This is a genomic window from Corynebacterium sp. UMB2355A, from assembly GCF_033877495.1.
GTDB lineage: Bacteria > Actinomycetota > Actinomycetes > Mycobacteriales > Mycobacteriaceae > Corynebacterium > Corynebacterium pseudogenitalium.
In genome coordinates, this window is sequence record NZ_CP138855.1 from 203,715 (window position 1) to 226,724 (window position 23,010).

Genomic DNA, 23,010 nt, shown 5'->3' on the forward strand with positions numbered 1-23,010 from the left:
GTGATCCTTTCTACAAAAACATCGGTGGATTAGTGTAGCGCACGTTATGCGTGAAAATCACGAACGAGAGATAGCAGCTCATGTGCAAGCTTGCGTGGATCATGCCGGTTTGTGTTGCGGTACTGATCATCAACTTCATGAATATCTCGGAACAATACAGTTGCACCCACGCGATCCGCGGCTCGCCCGAGATGAACGCGTTCGCCCTCCGTCGGGCTAATTGAGTTATCAGCCAGGAACACATCAACATGCAGGTTCGGAGCGTGCTGCTCGAAGACATGAATATGGCGTTCCGTGCTAAATCCCGGTGTCTCTCCTGCCTCCGGAGAAAGATTCAGCACTACAACTACCAACGCGGACGTCTCATTCAACGCGCGGACAATGTCCGGAACGAGTAGATGCGGAATCACCGACGAAAACCACGATCCAGGCCCGATTGTCACCACTTCTGCGTCCATGATCGCCTGCACTGCTTCGTCGGTTGCGGGAGGATTGTGGGGCAAAAGGCGGACGCGTCGCACAGTTCCGGGTGTGGTGGCAACGGCAACTTGACCGCGAACAGAACGCAAAACACGGGGGTCGTCGTCTAACCCCGCGACATCGGCCTCAATGTCGAGAGGCATAGGACTCATAGGAACAACCCTGCCCTGTGCGCCTGTCCATGAGCCGATGACGTCCAACGCTTGCTGAATATCGCCGAGTTCCTCGCTTAGTCCGGCAAGGAGCAGATTGCCAACTGCGTGCCCTGCCATCGCTCCATTTCCGCCAAATCGGTGTTGTAATGTATCTCTCCACAGAGCGCCATCTTCGTCATCCGCGGTCAGGGCTGAGAGCGCCATCCGCAGGTCACCAGGCGGAATGATATCCATCTCACGGCGTAGCCGACCGGATGAGCCTCCGTCGTCAGCAACTGTTACCACGGCGTGGATGGCTCGAGCCTCAGCCGCCCGCGCCGCCAATAGTGTTTGGTATAAACCGTGCCCTCCCCCAAGGCAAGTAAATGCAGGTCCCATAATTTAATCAGTGCTTCTTTCCAACGATAAAGAGCAGCTAGTTGCGTTCCAAGTCACGGTGCAAGACGTTGACGTCCACGTCATCGGACTCCCGAAGCCTGCGTACAATCTCCTCCGAAATTGCGACTGACCGGTGGTGCCCGCCAGTACAGCCGATCCCAACAGTGATAAAGTCCTTACCTTCATGACGGTAGCCCTTGAGCATATCCTTCAGCATTGTCAAGAAGTTATCGACGAATGCCTTCGCTCCAGGCTGCGACAGAACATAGTCTGCGACTGGTGCATCGATACCTCGAAACTCCCGAAGCTCGGGGATCCAAAACGGATTTGGCAAAAACCGTACGTCCAACACTAAATCCGCATCACGAGGGGTCCCGTGTTTAAACCCAAACGACTCCACGGTGACGTGCTGTTTCGGTGCAGAGAGGTCGCCAACAGAGGCCTCAATCGACCGACGCAGGTCGTGAACTGAGAGGTGTGTCGTATCAATAATGAGATCTGCACGCTCCCGAACCGGGGCGATCTCCTTTCGCTCCCGTTCGATCCCCTCTTTCAGCGTGTCATTGCCCTGCAACGGGTGCGTACGTCGCACACTGTCGAATCGGCGGATAAGGACTTCATCGCGGGCGTCGAGAAATAAGATGAACGGAGATAGGCCTTTTGCCTCAATCGCCTCAATCGTCTCCATTAACGAGCCATTGAACATCCTGGCACGTACATCAGTGACTACAGCAAGATGGTCAACGGGGGAATCGTCCGCAGTTGACATCTCGACAAGATCGAGAATGAGCTGCGGAGGCAGATTCTGGGAAACGAAGTATCCCTTATCTTCAAAAACTTTCGCGGCAGTCGACAAACCACCACCAGAAAGCCCGGTGATTATCACAGGGCGACGAGATTCGGATGCAGGTAATAAAGGCGAAGTCATAGGCCCATACTAGCTAGGCTTCGATGTCCTTGTGTAGGTGCTCGTAAATCGTCTCTGCCAACTTCGGCCCGACCCCCGCTACCTCCTGCAATTGCTCAAGCGAAGCCTTGCGAATCTGTTTGACACTGCCGAAATGCTTCACCAGTTCTTTTCGCCGAGCAGGCCCCAGCCCCGGTACGTTGTCCAGTACTGATGCTCTCATCCGTTTCGAACGCTGCTGTCTGTGATAGGTGATCGCGAAGCGGTGAGCCTCGTCTCGTATCTGTTGCAGCAGGTACATACCCTCGCAGTTTCTGGGCAAAATGATTGGTTCATCGTCATCGGCAACCCAGATCTCTTCCAGTCGCTTTGCCAGCCCGATGAGCTGCACATCCACGATGCCAAGCTCATCGAATACTGCCTGTGCTGCGTTTACCTGTGGTTTTCCGCCGTCGACGATAAACAGTTGTGGTGGATAGGCAAATCGTTGATTGCCAGTGGAAGCAACCTCACTCGCCTCCTCCGCAAACATCATCTTGCTTACTTCTTCGTCGGGATTGGCGAGTTTGTCCTCGTGGTAGCGCTTAAACCTCCGTCGAGTGACCTCAGCTATCGACCCAACATCATCGGAGCGCCCATCGCCGGCTGCTTCTTTGATTTGGTATCGCCGGTAATCGTTCTTCTTCGGCAGACCATCTTCAAACACGACCAGCGACGCCACAACGTCTGTGCCCTGAATATGAGAAATGTCGGTGCACTCAATTCGTAACGGAGCTTCATCCATGCCAAGCGCCGACTGAATATCCTGCAATGCCTGTGAACGGGCAGTGAGATCGCCTACGCGTTTCAGCTTGTGCTGATGGAGTGCTTCAGCGGCATTGCGGTGGACTGTCTCCAGCAACGCCGCTTTGTCGCCACGTTGCGGCACGCGGATGTCAACCTGCGCACCTCGAAGCTGTGTCAATAGCGTAGAGACGTCGGCCAACTCTTCTGGAAGTTCCGCAACAAGGATTTCACGCGGCACCGGAATACTCGGCACCGCTTCGCGATGCGATTGCTTATCGACGCCCCTTCGTCGGAATTGCTCTGTAATTTGCAGGTCTTCTTTTCGCTCCTGGGCGTCACGCTCAACGGCATCTGAGTAGTACTGAACCAGAAAGTCCTGCATCAGTGTGGGAACTGCAGGGTCCTTTTCCCCCTCTTCTAACCGGTCCAAACTGCCGGGTTCGTCGCCGGTCTTCTCAACGACCCAGCCTCGCTGGGCACGAATGCGACCACCACGAACGTTAAAGATTTGCACAGCTGCTTCCAGCTCATCGCTGTCCATAGCAATGATGTCAGCATCCGTATCACTGCTGAGCACTACGGCTTGGCGCTCCATCACTTTGTCCAGTGCGCCAAGGTCATCGCGAAGACGCGCTGCCTTTTCAAACTCGAGTTGTTCTGCCGCAGTAGCCATTTGCTGCTTGAGGGATCTGACAACGTGCTCTGTTCGTCCGCCCATAAACGAGAGGAACCCGGCAACAATCTCGTCATATTCCTGTTGATCAACACGTTGTACGCACGGTGCCGAACACTTATCGATGTAGCCCAACAGGCATGGTCTCCCGAGCGACTCATGTCGATTAAACACACCGTTCGAACAGGTACGAATCGGAAACACTCTCGTCAATAGATCAAGCGTTTCGCGTACGGCCCACGCGTGCGAGAACGGCCCAAAGTAGCGGACACCTTTTCGTTTCGGCCCCCGGTAGAAGAATGCCCGGGGGTAGCGCTCTTTCACGCTCACAGCGAGCATGGGATACGTCTTGTCATCCCGGTACATGACGTTGAACCAGGGATCGAATTTCTTGATCCACGTGTACTCAAGCTGCAGCGCCTCAACTTCGCTCGCTACAACCGTCCACTCCACGGAGCTGGCGGTAAATACCATCTGGCGCGTTCGCGGATGGAGCTGCGCCGGTGGCTGGAAATAGTTGCTGAGTCGAGCTCGCAGGTTCTTCGCCTTACCGACGTAGACGACGCGACCATGAGGGTCGCGAAACTTATAAACACCTGGGTCGGTGGGGATCGTCCCTGGAGCCGGACGGTAGGAAGTGGGATCAGCCAAAACGCTCCGCGCTCCCTATTCTGACGGCATGTACTTAGCTTCGAGCTCGCGGAACTCCGCAACTGCCTGCAACGCTAGCTCTTTATCTGCAGCCTGAATCGCCCACAGTGGAACGTACTCAAAGTCCGGAAGCTCTAGCCTGGCCATTCGGGCGCCCTTTGGGAACGAAAGCCCGTAGATAACTAGCCAGGGGTAAAATCGCGTCCCGATAATGTTGGCTACCTCGACACCATCCTCATTGACCTGGACGCACGGCCGCGTCAACACGAGCCAGGTCAGAATCGAGAGGATGATACCGACTCCAACGAAAGCAAACTTGTCGAGCCACGTAATTGTGAGGCCCGAAAATTCCACGTCAACGACGGCGGCCATGAAGATGTGCACGGCCATCAGCACAAGAATGCATACAGCTGCGACTTTCTTCAGAAATGGGGACCGAATCGTCAGCTCCCACGGCTTAGTCGAGATCGAAGCGTGTGGGTCTAGTGCGTTGAGGTATGCAAGCTCCGCTTCATCAATCTTGCGTGCAACCGACTGTTCTTCGCTCACTACTCTTTACTCCTCGCTGCCGTAGCACACGCTACGTTCTTTCAGTTATGAATGTTTCTTCGGGGTCGCTCGGACTTTTTCAAGCTCGATGAGGGCACCGATTGCTGCCTGCACGGCTTCCGCGCCCTTGTCTTCCTTCGCGTCCTCTCCACCAGCACGCTCGTAGGCCTGGTCTTCTTCTTCGACGGTGAGTACTCCGTTTCCGACGGGCGTTGATTCGTCGAGTGCGATGCGGGTCAACCCTGCGGTCACCGAGTCACAAACGTACTCAAAGTGCGCCGTCTCACCTCGAATTACGCACCCTAGCGCTACGACAGCGTCGTAACGCTGAGCACAGGCCTGCACCACAACCGGCAATTCTAACGCGCCAGCGACGGTAAATTCCACATACTTAGCACCCATTTCTCGGGCAGTCGAGATCGCCCGGTCCCGGAGACGCTCCACGATTTTCTGGTTCCACAGTGTCGAAACAATGGCGACTGTATAGCCCTCGCCACTTATCGTCTGCGCATCAGGTGCACCGACACTTGCCATCTAATCGTCCTCCTGCTCAGTCCACGAAGCAGCCAACGGGAGATCATGCCCCATGCGCAACTGCTTGGTTCGTAAATACCGGATGTTCTCGTGAGTAGGCACAATTTCGATTCGAGCCCGCTCTTTCACGATCGGACCGAAGCCGCTGAGCGCTTCCACCTTTTCCGGATTATTGGATAACAGTGTAAACGAAATGATACCAAGGTCTTTCAAAATCTGTCCGGCAACCGAATACTCGCGGGCATCGACGGGCAGCCCCTGCTCAAGGTTGGCATCAACGGTGTCAAGGCCCTGGTCTTGCAGGCGATAGGCCTCGAGCTTGGCGAGGAGTCCGATACCGCGCCCCTCGTGCCCGCGAACATACACGAGCACACCACAACCCTTTTCCTGAATCCGGCGCATGGACTCATGGAGCTGCGGACCACAGTCACACCGCTTCGACGCAAAGGCATCCCCCGTTAAGCACTCGGAGTGAACCCGCACAAGTACATCGTCACAGTTCGCGACGTCCCCAACCACCAACGCTATGTGCTCGGAACCATCAATGCGATTCCGATAGCCGTACGCGGAAAACGTCCCGAACTCTGTTGGAAGTGTGGTTTCTACCGTGCGTTCGACTGACATCTCGTGGCGACGTCGATACGCAATAAGCTGCTCGATGGAGATCATCTTGAGACCATGCTGATCACTAAACTTGCGCAGTTCATCAAACCGCGCCATATCCGTCGGATCCTCCTCGGACACAATTTCGCAGAGCACACCGCACGGAGTAAGTCCTGCCAAGCGCGCGAGATCGATTGAGGCCTCGGTATGTCCATCCCGCGTGAGCACCCCTCCCTTGCGTGCGCGCAGAGGCACGATATGGCCCGGACGAGTGAAGTCGTGCGGCCCGTACTTCGTATCGACGAGGCGTCGAATAGTCTCAGCTCTCGATGTTGCGGAAATACCTGTCGATCCTGTCGCTGCATCGACAGTGACCGTGTACGCGGTGCCGCGGGCGTCCTCATTATGAGCAACCATGGGCGGCAGTTGGAGCTCATCCGCACGCTCGTCCTCGAGCGGGACGCAAATGTATCCGGAGGTGTATCGCACCATAAACGCTACGAGCTCTGGGGTTGCGAACTCGGCGGCGAAGATGAGGTCCCCCTCGTTCTCCCTATCCTCGTTGTCAACAACAACGACTGCTTCACCGCGAGCAATAGCTGCTACTGCATCTTCGACGGTGTCTAGCTGCGAATTACGTCCAACGGAGTCCTGAGGAGCATTCATGGAACCCAATGTTAGTGCCTCACCATGTTCTCAACGTATTTGGCAATGATATCGACTTCGATGTTGACCGAATCACCTGATTTCCATGAGCCTGCGGTTGTCGCCTGTAGGGTCGCAGGGATGAGCGAAACTTCAAACCAACCATCTCCTACTGCAGAGACGGTCAACGAGATCCCGCTGATCGTGATAGAGCCCTTTTCCACCACGTACTTTCGTACTTTTTCAGGGAGCGAAAACCGCAGTACGTCCCAGTGCTCACCAGGCGAGCGATGTTGAAGTGTCGCCACTGCATCGACGTGCCCCTGCACAATGTGACCACCAAGTCGGTCTCCCACTGCTAGTGCGCGCTCAAGATTGACCAGGGTTGCTTCCTTGTATTCACCGATACGGGAACGACGCAAAGTTTCAAGCATGACGTCTGCAGTAAAAGAATTTTCTGTGGCCTCAACTACTGTGAGACACACCCCGTCGACAGCAATCGAGTCTCCAAGTTCCACTCCTGCAAGTACGGTCTCTGCGCCGATACGGATCCGAACTGCGTCGTCGAGTGGCTCGATTGACGCCACCGAACCAACTTCCTCAACCAGTCCTGTAAACACTATGCAGTCTCCATTTCTATCAATACGTCCTCGCCAAGTTGGTGCACGTCGCAGATCTTAAATTCGAATGCGTCGCCTATCGTACGCGCCAGTGCAGCGTCCAGCACCGAGCGACCTTGGCCTAGCAGTTTTGGCGCAATATATGCTTGCACCCGGTCGACAACACCGCGGGTAAAGAAGCTGCTGAGGAGATTCGCTCCACCCTCAACAAGTACGTCACGGCAGCCAAGTTCCCAAAGTTCTGCGCATGCTGCCTCAGGGGTCGGATACTGCAAAAAGCCTAGCTCGCGTAAGTTTCCTTCGGGCACTTCTCTCGTGCCGATTACAACGCGGCGAGGCTGGTGCGGATACAGGCTTCCATCCGGTCTACGCGCGGTGAGCGAAGGATTGTCAGTGATCGCGGTTCCGGTCCCAACGATGATGGCGTCGCGTTGAGCGCGGTCACGGTGCACGAACTGGCGCGCCTCAGGTCCGGTAATCCACTTGCTGGAGCCGTCAATCGCTGCGGTGAACCCATCCAACGTCATCGCAAACTTCGCGGTCACGCTGACCCGATTGTGGCGTATGGAGGAAATCCAAGGCTGAAGGGCTTCAACGCGGTAAGGCTCGAAGCGGACGTCGATACCCGCGGCTTCAAGCCGCTGAGCACCGCCTGTAGCGAGAGGATTCGGGTCAGCCGTGAGATACACAACCTTGGCAACACCCGCAGAAATCAGTGCCTCTGTGCACGGGCCAGTTCGTCCAGTGTGGTTACACGGCTCCAACGTGACAACGGCTGTAGCGCCTTCTGCACGAGCTCCTGCCTTACGAAGTGCTTGAACCTCCGCATGTGGCCCGCCGACGGGGGCCGTCGCACCGGTAGCGACTAGAACTCCGTCTGGGCTATACAACGCACATCCAACTGGTGGATTGGGACTCGTAGTCCCGCGGACTGCATCCCCTGCTGCGATAGCTGCTTCGATCACGCGACGCCAGCCGCTTCCTTTGCCATCCGACGCAGCGTATCTACTGCTTCAGCGGGATTATCTGCGCCGAATACTGCGGATCCAGCCACGAAGGCGTCCACACCGGCCTCGGCCGCCTGAGCAATTGTGGAGTTGGCGATGCCACCATCGATCCCAATTACCGTGGACAAGCCAGCAGCGCGAATGTGGTCACGCAGGGTAAACACCTTCGAGAGCACTTCCGGCATGAACTTCTGTCCGCCAAAACCGGGCTCCACACTCATCACGAGCACTTCCTCGAAATGCTCAAGATCGTCGAGGTATGGCTCGATTGGTGTGCCCGGTTTAATAGCAAATCCCGCCTGCACGCCTAATTCACGGCACTGCTTCGCAGCAGCGACGTGGTCATTCGTTGCCTCGACGTGGAAAATCATTCGATCACCACCAGCGTTGGCATAGGTCTCGAACCACTGCTCAGGTTCCTCGATCATGAGGTGCATGTCGAGAAACTGGTCGGTCACCCCGTTGACTGCTTTGGTCACATCCGGACCAAAAGAAAGGTTCGGCACAAAATGACCGTCCATGATGTCTACGTGGAGCATGTCGGCGTTCGGAACTTTCTCAACATCTTCGCCGAGAGCTGCATAGTTCGCGGCGAGGATGGACGGCGCAATATAAATCATGCCTCTACCCTAGTGTTTTCTTGCGAAGAACTGCGAAGAACATTGCGTCAGTTCCGTGGCGGTGTGGCCACATCTGCACACTACGATGTGGACCGACGTTTTCCATTGGCGCAACAAGTTGCTGTGCATCGCACTCCTCGACTTCGCCTGTGGCCAGCACAGCGTCAACGATGCCTCTGGTCTCCCGAATATCTGGCGAACATGTCGAGTACACGATTACGCCACCAGGTTTTGTCGCAGTAATGGCTATGTTGAGCAGCTTGAGCTGTAGCTGGGTGAGCGAAGCGATATCTGACTCGTGCTTCGTCCAGCGTGCTTCAGGCCGACGCCTCAACGATCCGAGGCCGGAACAGGGGGCGTCGACAAGCACTCGGTCGTATCCAGACTCGAGCTCAATGGTTGTCGCGTCCCCTGTGCGAACACTGACCGGCAAACCTTTCGTCGCCTTCTGCACAAGCTCCGCACGGTGAGGCGCAACCTCGACTGCATCAACGCGTGCACCATCAATTGCCGCCAAGGAACCGATGAATGCAGCCTTGCCACCCGGGCCTGCGCAGAGGTCCAACCAGCGTCCCTGGTCGTCAGCGACGGTCGCTTGGACAAGTGCCCGTGCTATCAACTGAGAGCCTTCGTCTTGTACCGCTGCGAAACCATCACGTACCGGCTGCAGCTCACCTGGGTTCCCCTCAGGCAAATACACGGCATACGGGGAGTACTTGCCAATGTCGCCACCAGTGATGAGTGCCAACTCCTCCGCGGAGATCTCGCCGGGCCGTGCGACAAGATGCACGATGGGACGCTCCGAGTCAGCTTCGAGGGCCTCGGCCAGCTCCGGATCATCTGCTTCAACCCCTAACGCCGTTGCAAAAGAACGAGCAATCCAAACAGGATGCGCGTGCTCGAACGCGATGCGCTCCAGTGGCTCATTGGGCTTGCAGGTGTCTATCCAGTGCTTCGAGGGTTGCCGACTCATCGTTCGCAGCACCGCATTAACAAAACCTTTCGCGCCCTGTTTCCCAGCGCCGATAACCAAGCGCACAGAAGTATCAACCGCGGCATGCTGCCCGACTCTGGTGTACAGCAACTGGTAAGCGCCTAATCGCAGAGCTGCGCGTACCTCAGCATCGAGATCAGCAATAGCGCGGCTCGAGCACTCCTGAAGAACTGCATCAATCACTCCGAGCGATCGCAGTGCTCCATACGTCAGCTCCGTGGCAAATGCAGCATCCTTGCCGCGCACCTTGTGTTCACGGAGTATTCCTGGCAAGACCAAGTTCGCGAACGCCCCGTCTATGTCGACGCGCATCAGCGTCGACCACGCTGCCTCACGAGCAGGGTCACCAATATCAACCTTTGGCGCTTGCTGGTTGGTTCGCTTTTGTGCAACCTTCGCCGTCTTCTTGCTTACTGTCGCAGGCTTACGACGCCCCGCAGACCGGGATCGGAACCCTCCGCTCATACAAATTTCACCCCTGCCTCAATAGTCTCGGTTGCGAGCCCGCGCCCCCACGCATCTGCAGCCATACGCTTCTTCCCAGGCGGTTGTATCTCTTGCAAGATCACATCGACTGTCCCAGTCCCAACTCGCACCCGATTCTTTTCGACGGCCACTTCGCCCGCGCCAAGCGTATCCGAGTCACCGATCGACACCGGCCCGATTTTGACACGCTGCTCACCGAGCATTGTCCACGCACCAGGTCCTGGCGTGTATGCGCGGATCGTACGATCAACTACTTCGGCGTCACAATCCCACTGAATCCGAGCATCCTTGCTCTGAATTTTCGGGGCATATGTGCCATCCACGGGCTGTGGTTCCGGTACTATGCTGCCACTGGCGAGACCATCCATCGTGGCAACAAGCAAGTCAGCACCCTCGTACGCAAGCCTGGTCAAGAGATCGTCCGCGGTATCGGTAGGCAAAATCGCTTCCTCAAACGTAGCCAGAACTGGACCTGTATCGAGTCCCTCATCGATGCGGAATGTCGTGGCACCGGTCGTCGTCAATCCCGACAAGATTGCAGCCTGGACTGGAGCTGCTCCCCGGAGCTCAGGCAGAAGCGAGAAGTGGAGGTTCACCCACCCGTGCTGAGGCAAGTCGAGCAGCTCAGGTGGAACAAGGTTGCCGTACGCTACTACGGGAATCGCATCTGGAGCAATCGCACGTAGACGTTCAACGATTTCTGCATTACCACGCAATGTCTTCGGCTCAAGTACTTCAATGCCATGCTCAAGCGCAACTTTCTTAACGGGCGACGGGTGAAGCGTCCGCCCCCTCCCCTTCGGCGCGTCAGGGCGCGTGAGCACCGCAACTACTTCATGCTCTGAATGAAGCAACGCCTCCAGCGCCACGACTGCAGGTTCTGGCGTCCCAGCAAACACAATACGCATTACCGTTCCTTCCACCACGTTGATGTTCGAACTTGTGACATAGCTTGTTTCTTTTCTTCCGCAGACAGACGCTCCAAGAACACAACGCCGTCAAGGTGGTCAGTCTCGTGCTGAATGCACCGCGCGAGGAGTCCTGTTCCCAGGATCGACAACGGATGTCCCTCTGCGTCGACACCGTTGCAGACTACGGAGCAATATCGCTCCACATCGGCCCTAACACCGGGAATGGACAGACACCCTTCAGTACCCAGCTGACTATCCCCAGAAAGCGGCGACCACGACGGGTTCACAATGTGTCCCCGAAGCCCCTGGCAATCGAAGACGAACACCCTCTGGCTGTGGCCAATCTGATTTGCAGCCAAGCCAACACCACCTGCGTTATCCATTGTGTCGAACATGTCATTGACCAGCGTGCGAATCCGAGCGCCAAACTCAGTAACCTCTTGAGCTACTTCATTGAGCACAGGATCCCCGAGCAATCGAAGCCTGCGAACTGTCATGGATCGATAGTCTACCCACCTCTCGGCTCCACGGGCGCAACACTATCCAATATGCAGAGGGTCAACCTGCACCCGCAGCGGTAAATCCTGCTTGCGCGTCGCTCTACTGATCACTCCAGCCCGTAAAGCACGACCTAGCTCATTCCGTTCTTGCACTGCGCACCTCACCAGCATGCGCTGCGCAGGGCCGAACTGCTGCTCGTCCCAAGTGCCAGGTAATGAGACCCCGCTCGGTAAGTCGACAGGCCCCAATAACTCAGCAGCTAAAGGAAGCGTCGTATGTGCGAAAAAATCTTCCAAAGCGACACGTGGTGCGTCCACCACTGCTACGTGAGCAGCTGGCGGAAACGAAACCTCTCTTCGATGTCCAAGCTCAAGCGCCGCATAGCCGGACGGATCCCAGCGCAGGAAGAACTGCACAACCGCAATTCCCGGATCAGCGGTCACGACGACCTCCCCGCCGCGTTCATGGGGCTCAACCAGCGCTGCAGCCGCTATCCATCTCGAATATGTCTCTTCAGCTGCTCGCAAGTCTGGACGTTGCAGCAGCGCCCACGCATCCATCAGCACCGCTGCTCCGTACCCGCCTTCCACTACGGGTTCCGCGCCGGGCGTGGCTACAACAAGCTGTGCCTGAGGCTCAACCTCAGCGAGTACCTTCTCGCCCGAGGAGTTCCGCACACGAACATGAGGAAATGCTCGGCCAAGCTCCTCTGCCGTCCGGTCTGTGCCCAATACCACTGCGCGCAGCTTTCGCGAACCACATGCAACACAACGATAAGACGGATCTATGCGGCCACACCACCGGCAGGTTGGTGCGGAGGCATCCCCACTTTGTGGCAACTCGAGCGGTCCATTGCACGCACGACACCGCGACGGAGTGCGGCAATCACCGCAAGCCAGCGCACGAATGTATCCAGCACGAGGCACCTGAAACAGCACCGGGCGATTACGCTCAAGAGCCCGCTTTGCTGCTTGGAACGCCGCAGAAGGAAGCCTTGCTTGCCTTGCACGTGGGTCACGTTCTAGTGCGATGTCGGAATCCCCCGCTGCATAAATCCGCGGCATCCGCTCTCGAATCGTGCCTTTCGACGCCTCCAACCCATGCATCCAACCCGATTCGACCAGCATTTGGGTTTCTGCAGTTCTTGCGACACCACCGATGATTAAAGGGACGTGCTCAAGCGCGGAGCGCGTCGTCAAGACCTCGCGAGCATGCACATACGGCTCACGCGGGTCAACAAGATTGTCGTTGCCATCATCCATGAGCACAAGCAGTCGAAGATCCTGTACCGGCGCAAACGCGGCAGAGCGAGTCCCCACCACGATTCGGGCCTGCCCATGCAATGCCGAAGATATCGTGAATACCTTGCCTGCGGACCCTGTGCAGAAGTGAGCGTGCTTATCTGCCGAGGCCCGACCACCTTCTTCAACTGTGCTTCGAGGCTATCTACATCTCGCTGGTCCGGTACGACGATGAGTGCTCCGCCACCGTCAAGCGCGACTTTTGCAGCCAAAGCAGCAACAGGACCTGCCCACGGAGCACCTGGTGCAACCTGCCACGCTGCTCGCACTAGCTTTCTGGCAAGCACAGCATCGACGAATGATTCACCGTATTGATATGTACTCCATCCCGAAAGATCTGGCTCGGTGGCCTCACCAAGCTCCGCCCAAGGTGTAGAAGTGTCTGTCTCTTCAGCTTTCTTATGCCGAGGAGGGATCGCTGAGCGATAATATCAGACCTGACGCCGGCATAGCGCTCAGCGAGTGCGTCGACAAGCTGGCGTAACTGGATTGGAGCGACAACCTCCGATGAAATCACGCGCTCGAGGAACCGCAAGTTACCTACATGCTCAGGGGCCTCCGTCCGGCCAAGAATCAACCCATCAACAAGTCGACCAGCGAACCGCACCCGCACCCGCGTTCCCGGCTGCGCATCTTCTGACTGCTCTTCAGCTACGTAGTAGTCAAAGGTGCGGTCTAGATGTGCCAACCCAAGCTGCGGTAGCACCTTAGCGACAGGAAGGAAGGTTGCGGGCTGCTTCGACATTCAGCCGTGCCTTATACCCCTGCTGCAGCGCGCAGGTCATCTACCTTGTCCAAACGCTCCCACGGCAAGTCGACATCCGTGCGCCCAAAGTGACCGTACGCAGCCGTTTGGGCATAAATTGGGCGAAGCAAGTCAAGTTCTTTGATAATTGCGGCCGGACGAAGATCAAAGACCTTCTCCACAGCCTGCTGAATTGACTCGTTCGTCTGTCCTTCAGCTGCGGTGCCAAACGTCTCAACGTAGAGGCCAACCGGGGTTGCTCGCCCAATCGCGTACGCTACCTGCACCTCAACGCGGTCTGCTAAACCAGCTGCACAAATATTCTTGGCAACCCAACGAGTTGCGTACGCAGCAGAGCGGTCAACCTTTGATGGATCCTTGCCGGAAAACGCACCACCGCCGTGCCGGGCCATGCCACCATATGTGTCTACGATGATCTTTCGCCCAGTCAACCCGGCGTCTCCCATCGGGCCCCCAAGCACAAACGAACCCGAGGGATTAATCAGCAGCTTGGTGTCATCCGTGTAGAACTTCTCTAACCCAGCGTCAGCGATTACCCACTCGAGCACATGGGTACGGAGCGCGTTCTCGAGTTCCTCTCCGACGAAGTCCGGGTCGTGTTGCGTGGAAATAACCACGGTATCCAGTGCCACTGGGGTGTCGCCGTCGTAAGCGAACGTCACCTGAGTCTTACCGTCCGGGCGCAAGCCCACAACGGTGCCCATCTTTCTCACCTCGGTCAAGCGTCGCGCAAGTCGGTGCGCAAGCGCAATTGGTAGCGGCATGTACTCTTCGGTTTCATTCGTAGCGTAACCAAACATCAGCCCCTGATCACCAGCACCTGTTTGGTTGAGCGCTTCGATGGTGTCGTTCTCGCGCGACTCCTGAGAAAAACTAACGCCGTCCGAAATTTCAGCAGACTGATCGCCGATGGCGATGTTCACTCCACATGTACGGCCATCAAAGCCCACCTCCGACGAAGAAAACCCGATTCCGACCAACTTGTCGCGGACAATCTTGGCGATGTTTGAGTAAGCCTCGGTTTGTACCTCACCCACCACGTGCACCTGACCGGTCGTCACTAAGGTTTCTACAGCGACACGCGAGGACGGATCCTGCTTGAGCATGTCGTCCAAAATCGCGTCCGAAATTGCGTCGCAGATTTTGTGGGGTGACCTTCAGTCACCGATTCACTGGTGAATAAACGGTAGTACGTACCAGTATCACGTGTAGACAAAGCGGTCTTCCTTTTGCTCTTTCGTTCCTACAGAGAATGGCCAGCGAAGACGTACCATCGCCAACCGTTGATGCAATGCACCTTAGAGTAGACCACTCGGTCTAATAATTCAAACGTCGTTTCTACATGTGGAGTGACTCAACCTTATCCAGCAGGTGCACTGCAACTTCCAGCTTTGTACCATGCGGAATCGCCTGTTCCCGACCCGAACTATCAAGGAACCACCCCTGATTGTGTGCCTGCCCGAAGACAGCTCCCTGCGCCACCGAATTCACCATCAGACCGTCCACTCCCTTGCGCTGCAGCTTGCGCCGGGCGTTCTCAAGTTCGTTATCGGTCTCCGCAGCGAACCCAATAATCGTCGCAGAGGTAAGCCCCTTTTTCCTCATCTCACCAAGTCCCTGCAAAATATCGGGGTTTGCAACCAGGTCCACCTGAGAAAGCTCTTGACTGTTGCCATCTTTCTTCAGTTTCTTCTGCGCCGCATGCCGTGGCCTCATATCAGCTACAGCAGCAGCCATAACGATGATGTCGGCTTGTGGAGCAAGGCTGCGCATCGCCTCATTCATCTGGAGAGCAGTAGTGACACGATGTATCTCAGCACCAGCGGGGATGCTCAAGTGGTCAATGGCACCGGCGACAATATCAACGTGGGCACCTCTTTGTGCCGCAATCTCTGCCAGAGCAAAACCTTGCTTGCCGGAGGAATGATTCCCCAAGAATCGGACAGGATCAAGTGGCTCCCGAGTGCCTCCGGCACTGATCAACACTCTTTTACCCTTGAGCGTTTGCTCAATTGGCCTGGTAGCAGCCACGGTCTCTGTCAGCTTGACAATCTGCGAGGGGTCGAGAAGCCGACCTGCCCCACTGTCCTTGCCCGTCAGCCGCCCATGCGCTGGCTCCAGTACGGTGTACCCCCGAGAGCGAAGGACCGACACGTTGTGTTGCGTAGCGCGATTGTTCCACATCTCAGTATGCATTGCCGGAGCGAGCACGACGGGACACGTTGCCATGAGCAGTGTGGAAGTTAAGAGATCATCAGCGCGCCCACCAGCCACGCGCGCCAGAAAGTCTGCAGTAGCTGGAGCCACCACAATGACGTCCGCATCCTGCCCGATTCGTACGTGCTGCACCTCATCAACGCGCGAAAAAACATCAGTGTCTACCGGAGCGCCAGACAGCGCCTCAAAAGTGGCCGCACCTACAAACTTCAAGGCGTTTTCTGTCGGAATAACCCGTACGTCAACCCCTTGCTCGCGAAATCCGCGAACAATCTGACAGGCTTTGTACGCTGCGATACCGCCCGAAACGCCAACGACTACCTTGCTCACTTCGTTCATAGCAAAAGAGTGTACGCAAAACCCCGCAGCCGCTTCCATTAGGGAGCCACTGCGGGGCAAGTGTGTGATATGAGGGTGCGGGGAGTTACATGCCCTCTTCGTGCTCGAGCAAACTCGAGTTGATCTCACGAAGCGCGATCGAAAGCGGCTTCTCACCCGGCTCTGGCGTCACCAATGGCCCGATGAACTCAAAAACGCCCTCGTCTGAGTTCTGGTAGTAGCTGTTGATTTGGCGGGCGCGCTTGGCCGCAAAGATTACCAAGGCGTACTTCGACGAAACCTTCGTCAGTAGCTCATCAATCGGGGGTGCGGTAATACCATCAGGGGTGTCGTATGCTTTTTCTTCCGCGTCGCCCGCAGAGCCATCTTGCAACAGATCGCTGTTGATCGTGCTCAATTCAACCTACTTCTCGTTGTACTTCAATTAATTGTCAGTGTCTCGGCCGTCAGACCCCACAAGAAGGTCCACTATAGCAGCGACAGCGTCATCGATGTTGTCATTGACCACGACGTTGTCGAATTCGTCCTGTGCCGCAATCTCGTTGCGGGCAGTTTCCAGACGACGCTCGATCACCTCTTGCGTCTCCGTGCCCCTGCCAGTGAGTCGCTCTACAAGAATCTCCCACGACGGCGGGGCCAAGAACACGGTGGCCGCCTCGGGCATCAAGCCTTTGATGTTTCGAGCTCCAACCAAGTCGACTTCGACGAGGACTGGCCGACCAGCCTCCAACGCCTCGCGCACTGGAGAAGCTGGAGTACCGGAGCGCTGGAGCCCTCCATGGATATCTGCCCACTCAAGCATCTCGCCCGAATCAATCTTCTGTTGGAACTCATCGGGCGTAACAAAGAAGTAATCCTTGCCGTCCTGTTCGCCCGGCCGAGGTGCGCGCGTTGTCATTGAGACAGAGAAGTACAGTTCAGGAACTTCTGTGCGCAAGCGCTGCACAACGGTTGACTTCCCTACCGCTGACGGGCCGGCCAGAACTACGAGATTACCGCGTGAAGTGGGAGTCGACACTGGATTAGTCCTCGGAGAAACCAAAGCGCTCAAGCAGGGCACGGCGCTGACGGTCACCCAGACCGCGCAGACGACGCGTCTGTGCAATCTCAAGCTCTTCCATGATCTCGCGAGCCTTCACCTTGCCAACCTTTGGCAGAGCCTCCAGGAGCGCAGAGACCTTGGTCTTACCGATGATTTCATCGGTAGCTGCCTTCTCCAAAACCTCAGCGAGGTTCGTGTCGCCGCGCTTCAGCGAAGCCTTCAGCTCTGCACGCTGCTTACGCGCTTCTGCTGCCTTCTCAAGTGCTGCCTTGCGCTGCTCATCGGTCAACTGTGGAAGTGCCACGGTTTCCTCCATGTAGATAGTAGTTCTATTGCTCCAGTGCTTTGGCACCGGACCGCGATTTACCAGCCCCGATAGTACCGGACTAAGCAAGCGGCTCCGAGCCAGTGTAGCACTAGGAAGTTTTCTTCATGATGTATTGCATGGCGTTTAGCCACGTCAACGCATCGACGCAACTAAACTACCAGCAATTATGCAATCTGGTAAATACGAGCTGTCCCTATTGCCAATTCGCCTGGTCAACAGCACGTTTTCGCAGTTCATCTGGGTCCGGACCAGCAGTAAGAATCCCACGTGACATATTGGGATAAAACTGCCCAACTCTCTTCCCCGCGATCTCACGAACGTCGTTAAAGCTAGCCCCTTGTGCGCCAACGCCTGGCATAAGAACTGGCCCAGTAAACCTCGAAAGATCAAGCGCGTATGAGAGCGTCGCCCCCACCACAATCCCCACATCTGAACGGTGCGTGCTATTCAGCGCCTCACAGGCATCAACCATCTGCTGCGCGATTGTTACACCGTCTATCTGTTGAGATTGGAACTCCTGCGCCTCCGGGTTCGAGTTAGCAGCCATAACAAATACTCCTTTCCCATACTCGAAGGCAGTGTTGATTGCAGGGGCAAGGGAACCAACGCCAAGAAACGGAGTCAGCGTGAGGGCATCCACTTCTAGGGGCGATCCCGGTCGAAGCCAAGCGTCGGCATACCCTTGCATTGTCGAACCGATATCCCCTCGCTTCGCATCTGCTATCACAAGCGTTCGTGACTCCCGGAAGCGTTGAATGAGTCGCTCTAGGACGCGGAAGCCTGCGGATCCAAATCGTTCATAGAACGCGACCTGTGGCTTGACCACAGCTGCATGGCCGGCAAACGCCTCAACACAGGCATCGGAAAACGCGGCAAGGCCATCTACGGTATCTGGGAGACCCCACTGTTCGAGGATCTGTGCATGCGGGTCGATGCCCACACACAGCTGCCCGTGTTCACGGGCAGCACTGTGTAAGTCGAGCGCAAAGGACACGGCTACTTATCTCCGTTCTCAGTCCGAGTTTCGGACTCAAGTTCCTGAAGGCTCATGACAGCGATTTCATTGTCACGAAGCGCTTCGATGCCTTGGACTGCGGCGGTAACGCCCTGAACTGTCGTCATGAGTGGTACGCCGTGTGCAACGGCTGCGGCGCGGATATCGTATCCGTCGTGGCGTGCACCTGAAGATCCTGCGGGCGTGTTCAGAATCAGGTCAATCTCACCATCGTTAATGCAGTCGACGATCGATTTGCCTTCCGCCCCGTTTCGGACGTCTGAGGCCTTCAATACGATCTCGCAAGGGATCCCATTCCTTCGCAGCATTTGGGCTGTGCCGCCTGTAGCCAGAATCTTGAATCCCATTGTGGAAAGGCGCTGAATTGGGAAAATCAGGGTTCTCTTGTCACGGTTAGCGACAGAAACGAATACTGTGCCTTCCGTCGGAAGTGCGCCAAAGGCTGCTGCCTCAGCCTTCGCGTAGGCAACTCCGAACGACGGCGCTAAGCCCATCACTTCGCCAGTCGACTTCATCTCTGGACCAAGGATGGTGTCGAGCATCGCTCCGTCCGGCCGACGGAAGCGGTTGAACGGCAACACGGCCTCTTTCACTGCGATTGGGTGATCAAGTGGCAGCGAGCCACCGTCGTAGTCACTCGGGATCATCTCTTCGGCCTTCAGCTCTGCGATGGTCGCACCCATCATCACACGAGCAGCCGCCTTGGCTAGGTGTACGCCGGTCGCCTTCGACACGAAAGGAACGGTTCGCGACGCACGCGGGTTGGCTTCAATGACGTAGAGGATGTCGTCTTTCAACGCGAACTGTACGTTCATCAGACCAGTAACGCCGATACCGTGCGCCAACGCCTCTGCAGAACGACGCACCTTTTCAATGTCCTCTGGCCCAATGGTCATCGGAGGCAGTGCACAGGCCGAATCGCCGGAGTGGATGCCGGCTTCCTCGATGTGTTCCATGACGCCACCGAGGTAGACGTCCTTACCATCCGACAGCACGTCGACGTCGATCTCAATCGCGGAATCCAGGAAGCGGTCAACAAGCACAGGGTGATCCGGCGAGAGTTCGGTTGCGCGATTGATGTAGTCTTCAAGGCTTTGCTCGTCGTAGACAATCTCCATGCCTCGACCGCCCAGCACGTAGGAAGGACGAACAAGGACGGGGTATCCAATCTCATTTGCTACTCGACGTGCCTCTTCGAAAGAAACGGCGGTACCGTACGCTGGCGCAGGCAGTTTGGCAGCGTCGAGCACCTTGCCAAACTCGCCGCGGTCTTCCGCGGAATCGATGGCCTCGGGGGTAGTTCCGACTACCGGTACCCCGGCGTCAGCGAGTCGCTGCGCGAGCCCGAGTGGCGTCTGACCACCCAACTGCACGATAACCCCTGCAACCGTGCCAGACAGAGACTCAGCGCGATAGATCTCCATGACATCTTCGAAGGTCAGAGGCTCGAAGTAGAGCCTGTCAGCCGTGTCGTAGTCAGTGGAAACGGTCTCCGGGTTGCAGTTGATCATCACTGTCTCGTAGCCAACCCGCGAGAGCTCCAGCGCGGCGTGGACGCACGAGTAGTCAAACTCTATGCCTTGACCGATGCGGTTCGGGCCGGAGCCCAGGATCAGCACCTTCTCCTTATCGGAGGAGGCGACCTCAGACTCTGCCTCCGGATCCCATTCGTACGCGGAGTAATGATACGGCGTCTGCGCTTCGAACTCACCCGCGCAAGTATCAACGGTCTTGTATACAGCGTGGACACCAAGAGACCACCGGAGTGATCGTACGCCATCTTCGCCGGCTAGCTCAGGGCGAAGCGCGGCAATCTGTGCATCAGAGAGCCCGAAAACTTTCGCTTCGCGGAGCAGCTCAGCGTCGAGAACGGGGGCGTCGATAAGCGCCTGGCGGAACTCAACGAGCGCTGCCAACTCAGCGAGGAACCACGGGTCAATCCCACTGGCTTCGTAGACCTGCTCGATGCTCGCGCCCAAGCGCAGCGCGAGTTCAACATCGTACATGCGCTTATCGGTCGGGATGCGCAGATCCTGGAGGACAGCATCCACATCATTCTCACGGCCTTCAGCAAAGTAGCTATCCGGCTTCGTCCAGAAACCGTTCGGCTTCTCTTCCATTGACCGCATGACCTTATTCAAGCCTTGGATGTAGTTGCGCCCAATGCCCATTGCTTCGCCAACAGCCTTCATCGAGGTGCCCAACGTCTCGTCTGATCCAGGGAACTTCTCGAACGTAAAGCGAGGCATCTTGACGATGACGTAGTCGAGCGTCGGCTCAAACGCGGCTGGGGTCACCCCGGTGATGTCGTTTTGAATCTCATCCAGCGTGTAGCCAATAGCCAGCTTGGAGGCGATCTTTGCAATCGGGAAGCCCGTCGCCTTCGACGCAAGAGCCGAAGAGCGAGAGACACGTGGGTTCATCTCAATTGTGATGATGCGCCCGTCAGTTGGGTTCACCGCGAACTGAATATTGCAGCCACCCGTATCGACGCCCACTTCGCGGATAATGGCGATACCCTGATCACGCATGGTCTGAAACTCCCTATCCGTCAGCGTCATAGCCGGCGCGACGGTGACAGAGTCACCCGTGTGGACACCAAGCGCATCAACGTTCTCGATTGAGGCGACCACTATGACGTTGTCATTGCGGTCGCGGACAAGCTCAAGCTCGAACTCTTTCCAGCCGAGAATAGACTCCTCGATCAGCACATTTGCCTCCGGGGAGGCGTCAAGTCCTCCACCTGCGATGCGGTCAAGGTCCTCCATGGTGAACGCGAGACCAGAGCCAAGACCGCCCATGGTGAAGGAAGGACGGACAACGACCGGAAGCCCAAGCTCCTGGACAGTCTCGTGGACTTCACCCATCGAGTAGCACACGCGTGAGCGGGCAGATTCACCGCCGATCTTCTCGACGATGTCCTTGAACTTCTGCCGATCCTCACCGCGCTCAATTGCATCGATGTTTGCGCCAATAAGCTCCACGTTATGCTTTGCCAGGATACCCTGGCGCTCAAGTTGGATCGCTGCGTTCAAGGCAGTTTGACCGCCGAGCGTTGGCAGAATCGCATCGACTGGATGCCCCTGCTCTGCTTCACGGGCCAAGATCATGTCGATGTAGCTTGGGTCAATCGGCTCAACATAGGTGTGATCCGCAAACTCCGGGTCCGTCATGATCGTTGCCGGGTTCGAGTTAATGAGCGTGACTCGTAGCCCTTCTTCCTTCAGGACGCGACAAGCCTGCGTCCCCGAGTAGTCAAACTCGCACGCCTGGCCAATAACGATTGGCCCGGAGCCAATAACCATCACATGGTTGATATCTTCGCGCTTCATTGTGTGAATCTCCTCTAATGCTGGTTACTGGTTGTTCGGGCTCTTCGAGTCCATCAACGAGATGAACTGGTCAAACAGCGGGTTCGCATCGTGCGGTCCGGCGGCTGATTCGGGGTGATACTGCACGGAGTACGCCATGTTGTTGTCCAATGCCACGCCTTCGACGGTGCCATCGTTCAGGCAGACATGTGTGATGGACGCCGGGCCGAAATCTGTCTCGAATGTGTCGCCTTCCTTGCCGCGGAGGGCAAAACCGTGATTTTGGCTCGTGATATCAATCTTTCCCGTGCGCAGGTTCTTCACCGGAACGTTGACTCCCCGGTGGCCGTAGCGCAGCTTGTATGTCTCGAGGCCAAGCGCACGACCTAAGATTTGGTTACCGAAGCAGATCCCGAAGAACGGAATCTCAGCAGCGATAATATCGCGAACAATCGCCACCATTTCGTCTGCGGTGGATGGGTCTCCTGGACCGTTCGAGACGAACACACCATCCGGTCGGTACTGTTCAATATCCTTTAGCTGAGTATTTGCCGGCACCACGACGGTCTCAATGCCCCGTTGTGCAAACTGCATAGGCGTAGCAGTCTTAATACCCATATCGTAGGCGACGACGGTGTAACGCTTCTCGCCTTCAGCGGGGATAGTGTACGGCTGCTTCGTCGAGACCTCTTCGCTGAGGTCTGCCCCAGCCATCGCAGGCTGCTCGTTCACCAGCTTCACTAGCTCATCGACTGGACGCTCGGTGTCTTCACTGACGAAAATTCCTGCCGCAATAGAGCCGTGATTGCGGAGATGACGCACCAGAGTACGAGTGTCCACCCCGTAGATGCCCGGGATACCTTCGTTTTCCATCTGTTCTGCAAGGCTGCGCTTTGCGCGCCAGCTCGAGTGCACGGTGGAAAGATCGCGGATCACAAGGCCAGCAGCCCAGATCTTGTTGTCGTGGGACTCATTGTCTTCGTCGTTCCAACCGGTGTTGCCGATCTGTGGGGCTGTAAGGGTCACGATCTGCTTGTGGTAGGACGGGTCAGTCATCGTTTCCTGGTAGCCCGTCATCGCGGTGCTAAACACTGCCTCTCCGAAGACCTGCTTCTTCGCCCCAAATGAGAAGCCTCGAAAAACCTTTCCGTCGCCAAGCACGAGAAGCGCTGGGATACGTTCATTAACCAT

The 23,010-nt window shown here is 56.5% G+C and carries 19 protein-coding genes and 2 pseudogenes; all 21 read right to left on the reverse strand.

Features of this window, described 5'->3' with window-relative positions; genetic code table 11:
- Positions 1 to 44: 44 nt before the first annotated feature.
- Positions 45 to 1,013: a gluconeogenesis factor YvcK family protein gene (locus R0V12_RS01005; RefSeq protein WP_070976866.1), complete on the reverse strand. Its 969-nt coding sequence runs from the start codon at positions 1,011 to 1,013 to the stop codon at positions 45 to 47.
- Positions 1,014 to 1,050: 37 nt separating this feature from the next.
- A complete protein-coding gene (gene rapZ, locus R0V12_RS01010) occupies positions 1,051 to 1,941 on the reverse strand; it encodes an RNase adapter RapZ (protein ID WP_070477070.1) in 891 nt (296 codons plus the stop codon).
- Positions 1,942 to 1,954: 13 nt separating this feature from the next.
- The gene (uvrC, locus tag R0V12_RS01015) at positions 1,955 to 4,030 is read right to left on the reverse strand and encodes an excinuclease ABC subunit UvrC (protein WP_256008153.1); all 2,076 of its coding nucleotides are present in this window, start codon (positions 4,028 to 4,030) and stop codon (positions 1,955 to 1,957) included.
- A gap of 15 nt (positions 4,031 to 4,045) precedes the next feature.
- Complete coding sequence (locus R0V12_RS01020) at positions 4,046 to 4,579, reverse strand: PH domain-containing protein (RefSeq protein WP_252930861.1); 534 nt, start codon at positions 4,577 to 4,579, stop codon at positions 4,046 to 4,048.
- Positions 4,580 to 4,624: 45 nt separating this feature from the next.
- Entirely contained in the window at positions 4,625 to 5,113 is a 489-nt protein-coding gene (ribH, locus tag R0V12_RS01025; protein ID WP_320072687.1) for a 6,7-dimethyl-8-ribityllumazine synthase, read from the reverse strand.
- Positions 5,114 to 6,382: a bifunctional 3,4-dihydroxy-2-butanone-4-phosphate synthase/GTP cyclohydrolase II gene (locus R0V12_RS01030; RefSeq protein ID WP_320072688.1), complete on the reverse strand. Its 1,269-nt coding sequence runs from the start codon at positions 6,380 to 6,382 to the stop codon at positions 5,114 to 5,116.
- Between the two features lie 11 nt (positions 6,383 to 6,393).
- The gene (locus R0V12_RS01035; RefSeq protein ID WP_070362415.1) at positions 6,394 to 6,981 is read right to left on the reverse strand and encodes a riboflavin synthase; all 588 of its coding nucleotides are present in this window, start codon (positions 6,979 to 6,981) and stop codon (positions 6,394 to 6,396) included.
- Positions 6,981 to 7,943 carry a bifunctional diaminohydroxyphosphoribosylaminopyrimidine deaminase/5-amino-6-(5-phosphoribosylamino)uracil reductase RibD gene (ribD, locus tag R0V12_RS01040; protein ID WP_143000882.1) on the reverse strand — a complete coding sequence of 321 codons (963 nt, stop codon included), beginning with the start codon at positions 7,941 to 7,943 and terminating at the stop codon, positions 6,981 to 6,983. The genes R0V12_RS01035 and ribD overlap by 1 nt, the downstream gene beginning before the upstream one ends.
- On the reverse strand, positions 7,943 to 8,608 hold the full coding sequence (gene rpe / locus R0V12_RS01045; RefSeq protein WP_070362413.1) for a ribulose-phosphate 3-epimerase: 666 nt from the start codon (positions 8,606 to 8,608) through the stop codon (positions 7,943 to 7,945). The genes ribD and rpe overlap by 1 nt, the downstream gene beginning before the upstream one ends.
- A gap of 4 nt (positions 8,609 to 8,612) precedes the next feature.
- Positions 8,613 to 10,067, reverse strand: a complete 1,455-nt coding sequence (locus tag R0V12_RS01050; RefSeq protein ID WP_070477065.1) for an RsmB/NOP family class I SAM-dependent RNA methyltransferase — start codon at positions 10,065 to 10,067, stop codon at positions 8,613 to 8,615.
- Positions 10,064 to 10,996 (reverse strand): methionyl-tRNA formyltransferase, encoded by a 933-nt coding sequence (fmt, locus tag R0V12_RS01055; RefSeq protein WP_070477064.1) that lies wholly within the window; start codon positions 10,994 to 10,996, stop codon positions 10,064 to 10,066. Before fmt ends, R0V12_RS01050 begins: the two co-directional genes overlap by 4 nt.
- Entirely contained in the window at positions 10,996 to 11,496 is a 501-nt protein-coding gene (gene def / locus R0V12_RS01060) for a peptide deformylase (protein ID WP_320072689.1), read from the reverse strand. Before def ends, fmt begins: the two co-directional genes overlap by 1 nt.
- A gap of 42 nt (positions 11,497 to 11,538) precedes the next feature.
- Positions 11,539 to 13,546 (reverse strand): annotated as a pseudogene (locus R0V12_RS01065) (primosomal protein N').
- 11 nt (positions 13,547 to 13,557) lie between these two features.
- Positions 13,558 to 14,783: pseudogene (gene metK / locus R0V12_RS01070) on the reverse strand (methionine adenosyltransferase).
- A gap of 122 nt (positions 14,784 to 14,905) precedes the next feature.
- Complete coding sequence (coaBC, locus tag R0V12_RS01075; protein WP_083290776.1) at positions 14,906 to 16,123, reverse strand: bifunctional phosphopantothenoylcysteine decarboxylase/phosphopantothenate--cysteine ligase CoaBC; 1,218 nt, start codon at positions 16,121 to 16,123, stop codon at positions 14,906 to 14,908.
- A gap of 85 nt (positions 16,124 to 16,208) precedes the next feature.
- Positions 16,209 to 16,511: a DNA-directed RNA polymerase subunit omega gene (gene rpoZ, locus R0V12_RS01080; RefSeq protein ID WP_240492815.1), complete on the reverse strand. Its 303-nt coding sequence runs from the start codon at positions 16,509 to 16,511 to the stop codon at positions 16,209 to 16,211.
- Positions 16,512 to 16,547: 36 nt separating this feature from the next.
- Entirely contained in the window at positions 16,548 to 17,141 is a 594-nt protein-coding gene (gene gmk, locus R0V12_RS01085; protein ID WP_070362405.1) for a guanylate kinase, read from the reverse strand.
- Between the two features lie 4 nt (positions 17,142 to 17,145).
- The gene (gene mihF, locus R0V12_RS01090; protein ID WP_070363511.1) at positions 17,146 to 17,469 is read right to left on the reverse strand and encodes an integration host factor, actinobacterial type; all 324 of its coding nucleotides are present in this window, start codon (positions 17,467 to 17,469) and stop codon (positions 17,146 to 17,148) included.
- A 217-nt stretch (positions 17,470 to 17,686) separates the two neighbouring features.
- Positions 17,687 to 18,487: an orotidine-5'-phosphate decarboxylase gene (pyrF, locus tag R0V12_RS01095; protein ID WP_070477054.1), complete on the reverse strand. Its 801-nt coding sequence runs from the start codon at positions 18,485 to 18,487 to the stop codon at positions 17,687 to 17,689.
- A gap of 2 nt (positions 18,488 to 18,489) precedes the next feature.
- Complete coding sequence (carB, locus tag R0V12_RS01100; protein ID WP_320072690.1) at positions 18,490 to 21,840, reverse strand: carbamoyl-phosphate synthase large subunit; 3,351 nt, start codon at positions 21,838 to 21,840, stop codon at positions 18,490 to 18,492.
- Positions 21,841 to 21,864: 24 nt separating this feature from the next.
- On the reverse strand, positions 21,865 to 23,010 hold the full coding sequence (gene carA, locus R0V12_RS01105) for a glutamine-hydrolyzing carbamoyl-phosphate synthase small subunit (protein ID WP_070477051.1): 1,146 nt from the start codon (positions 23,008 to 23,010) through the stop codon (positions 21,865 to 21,867).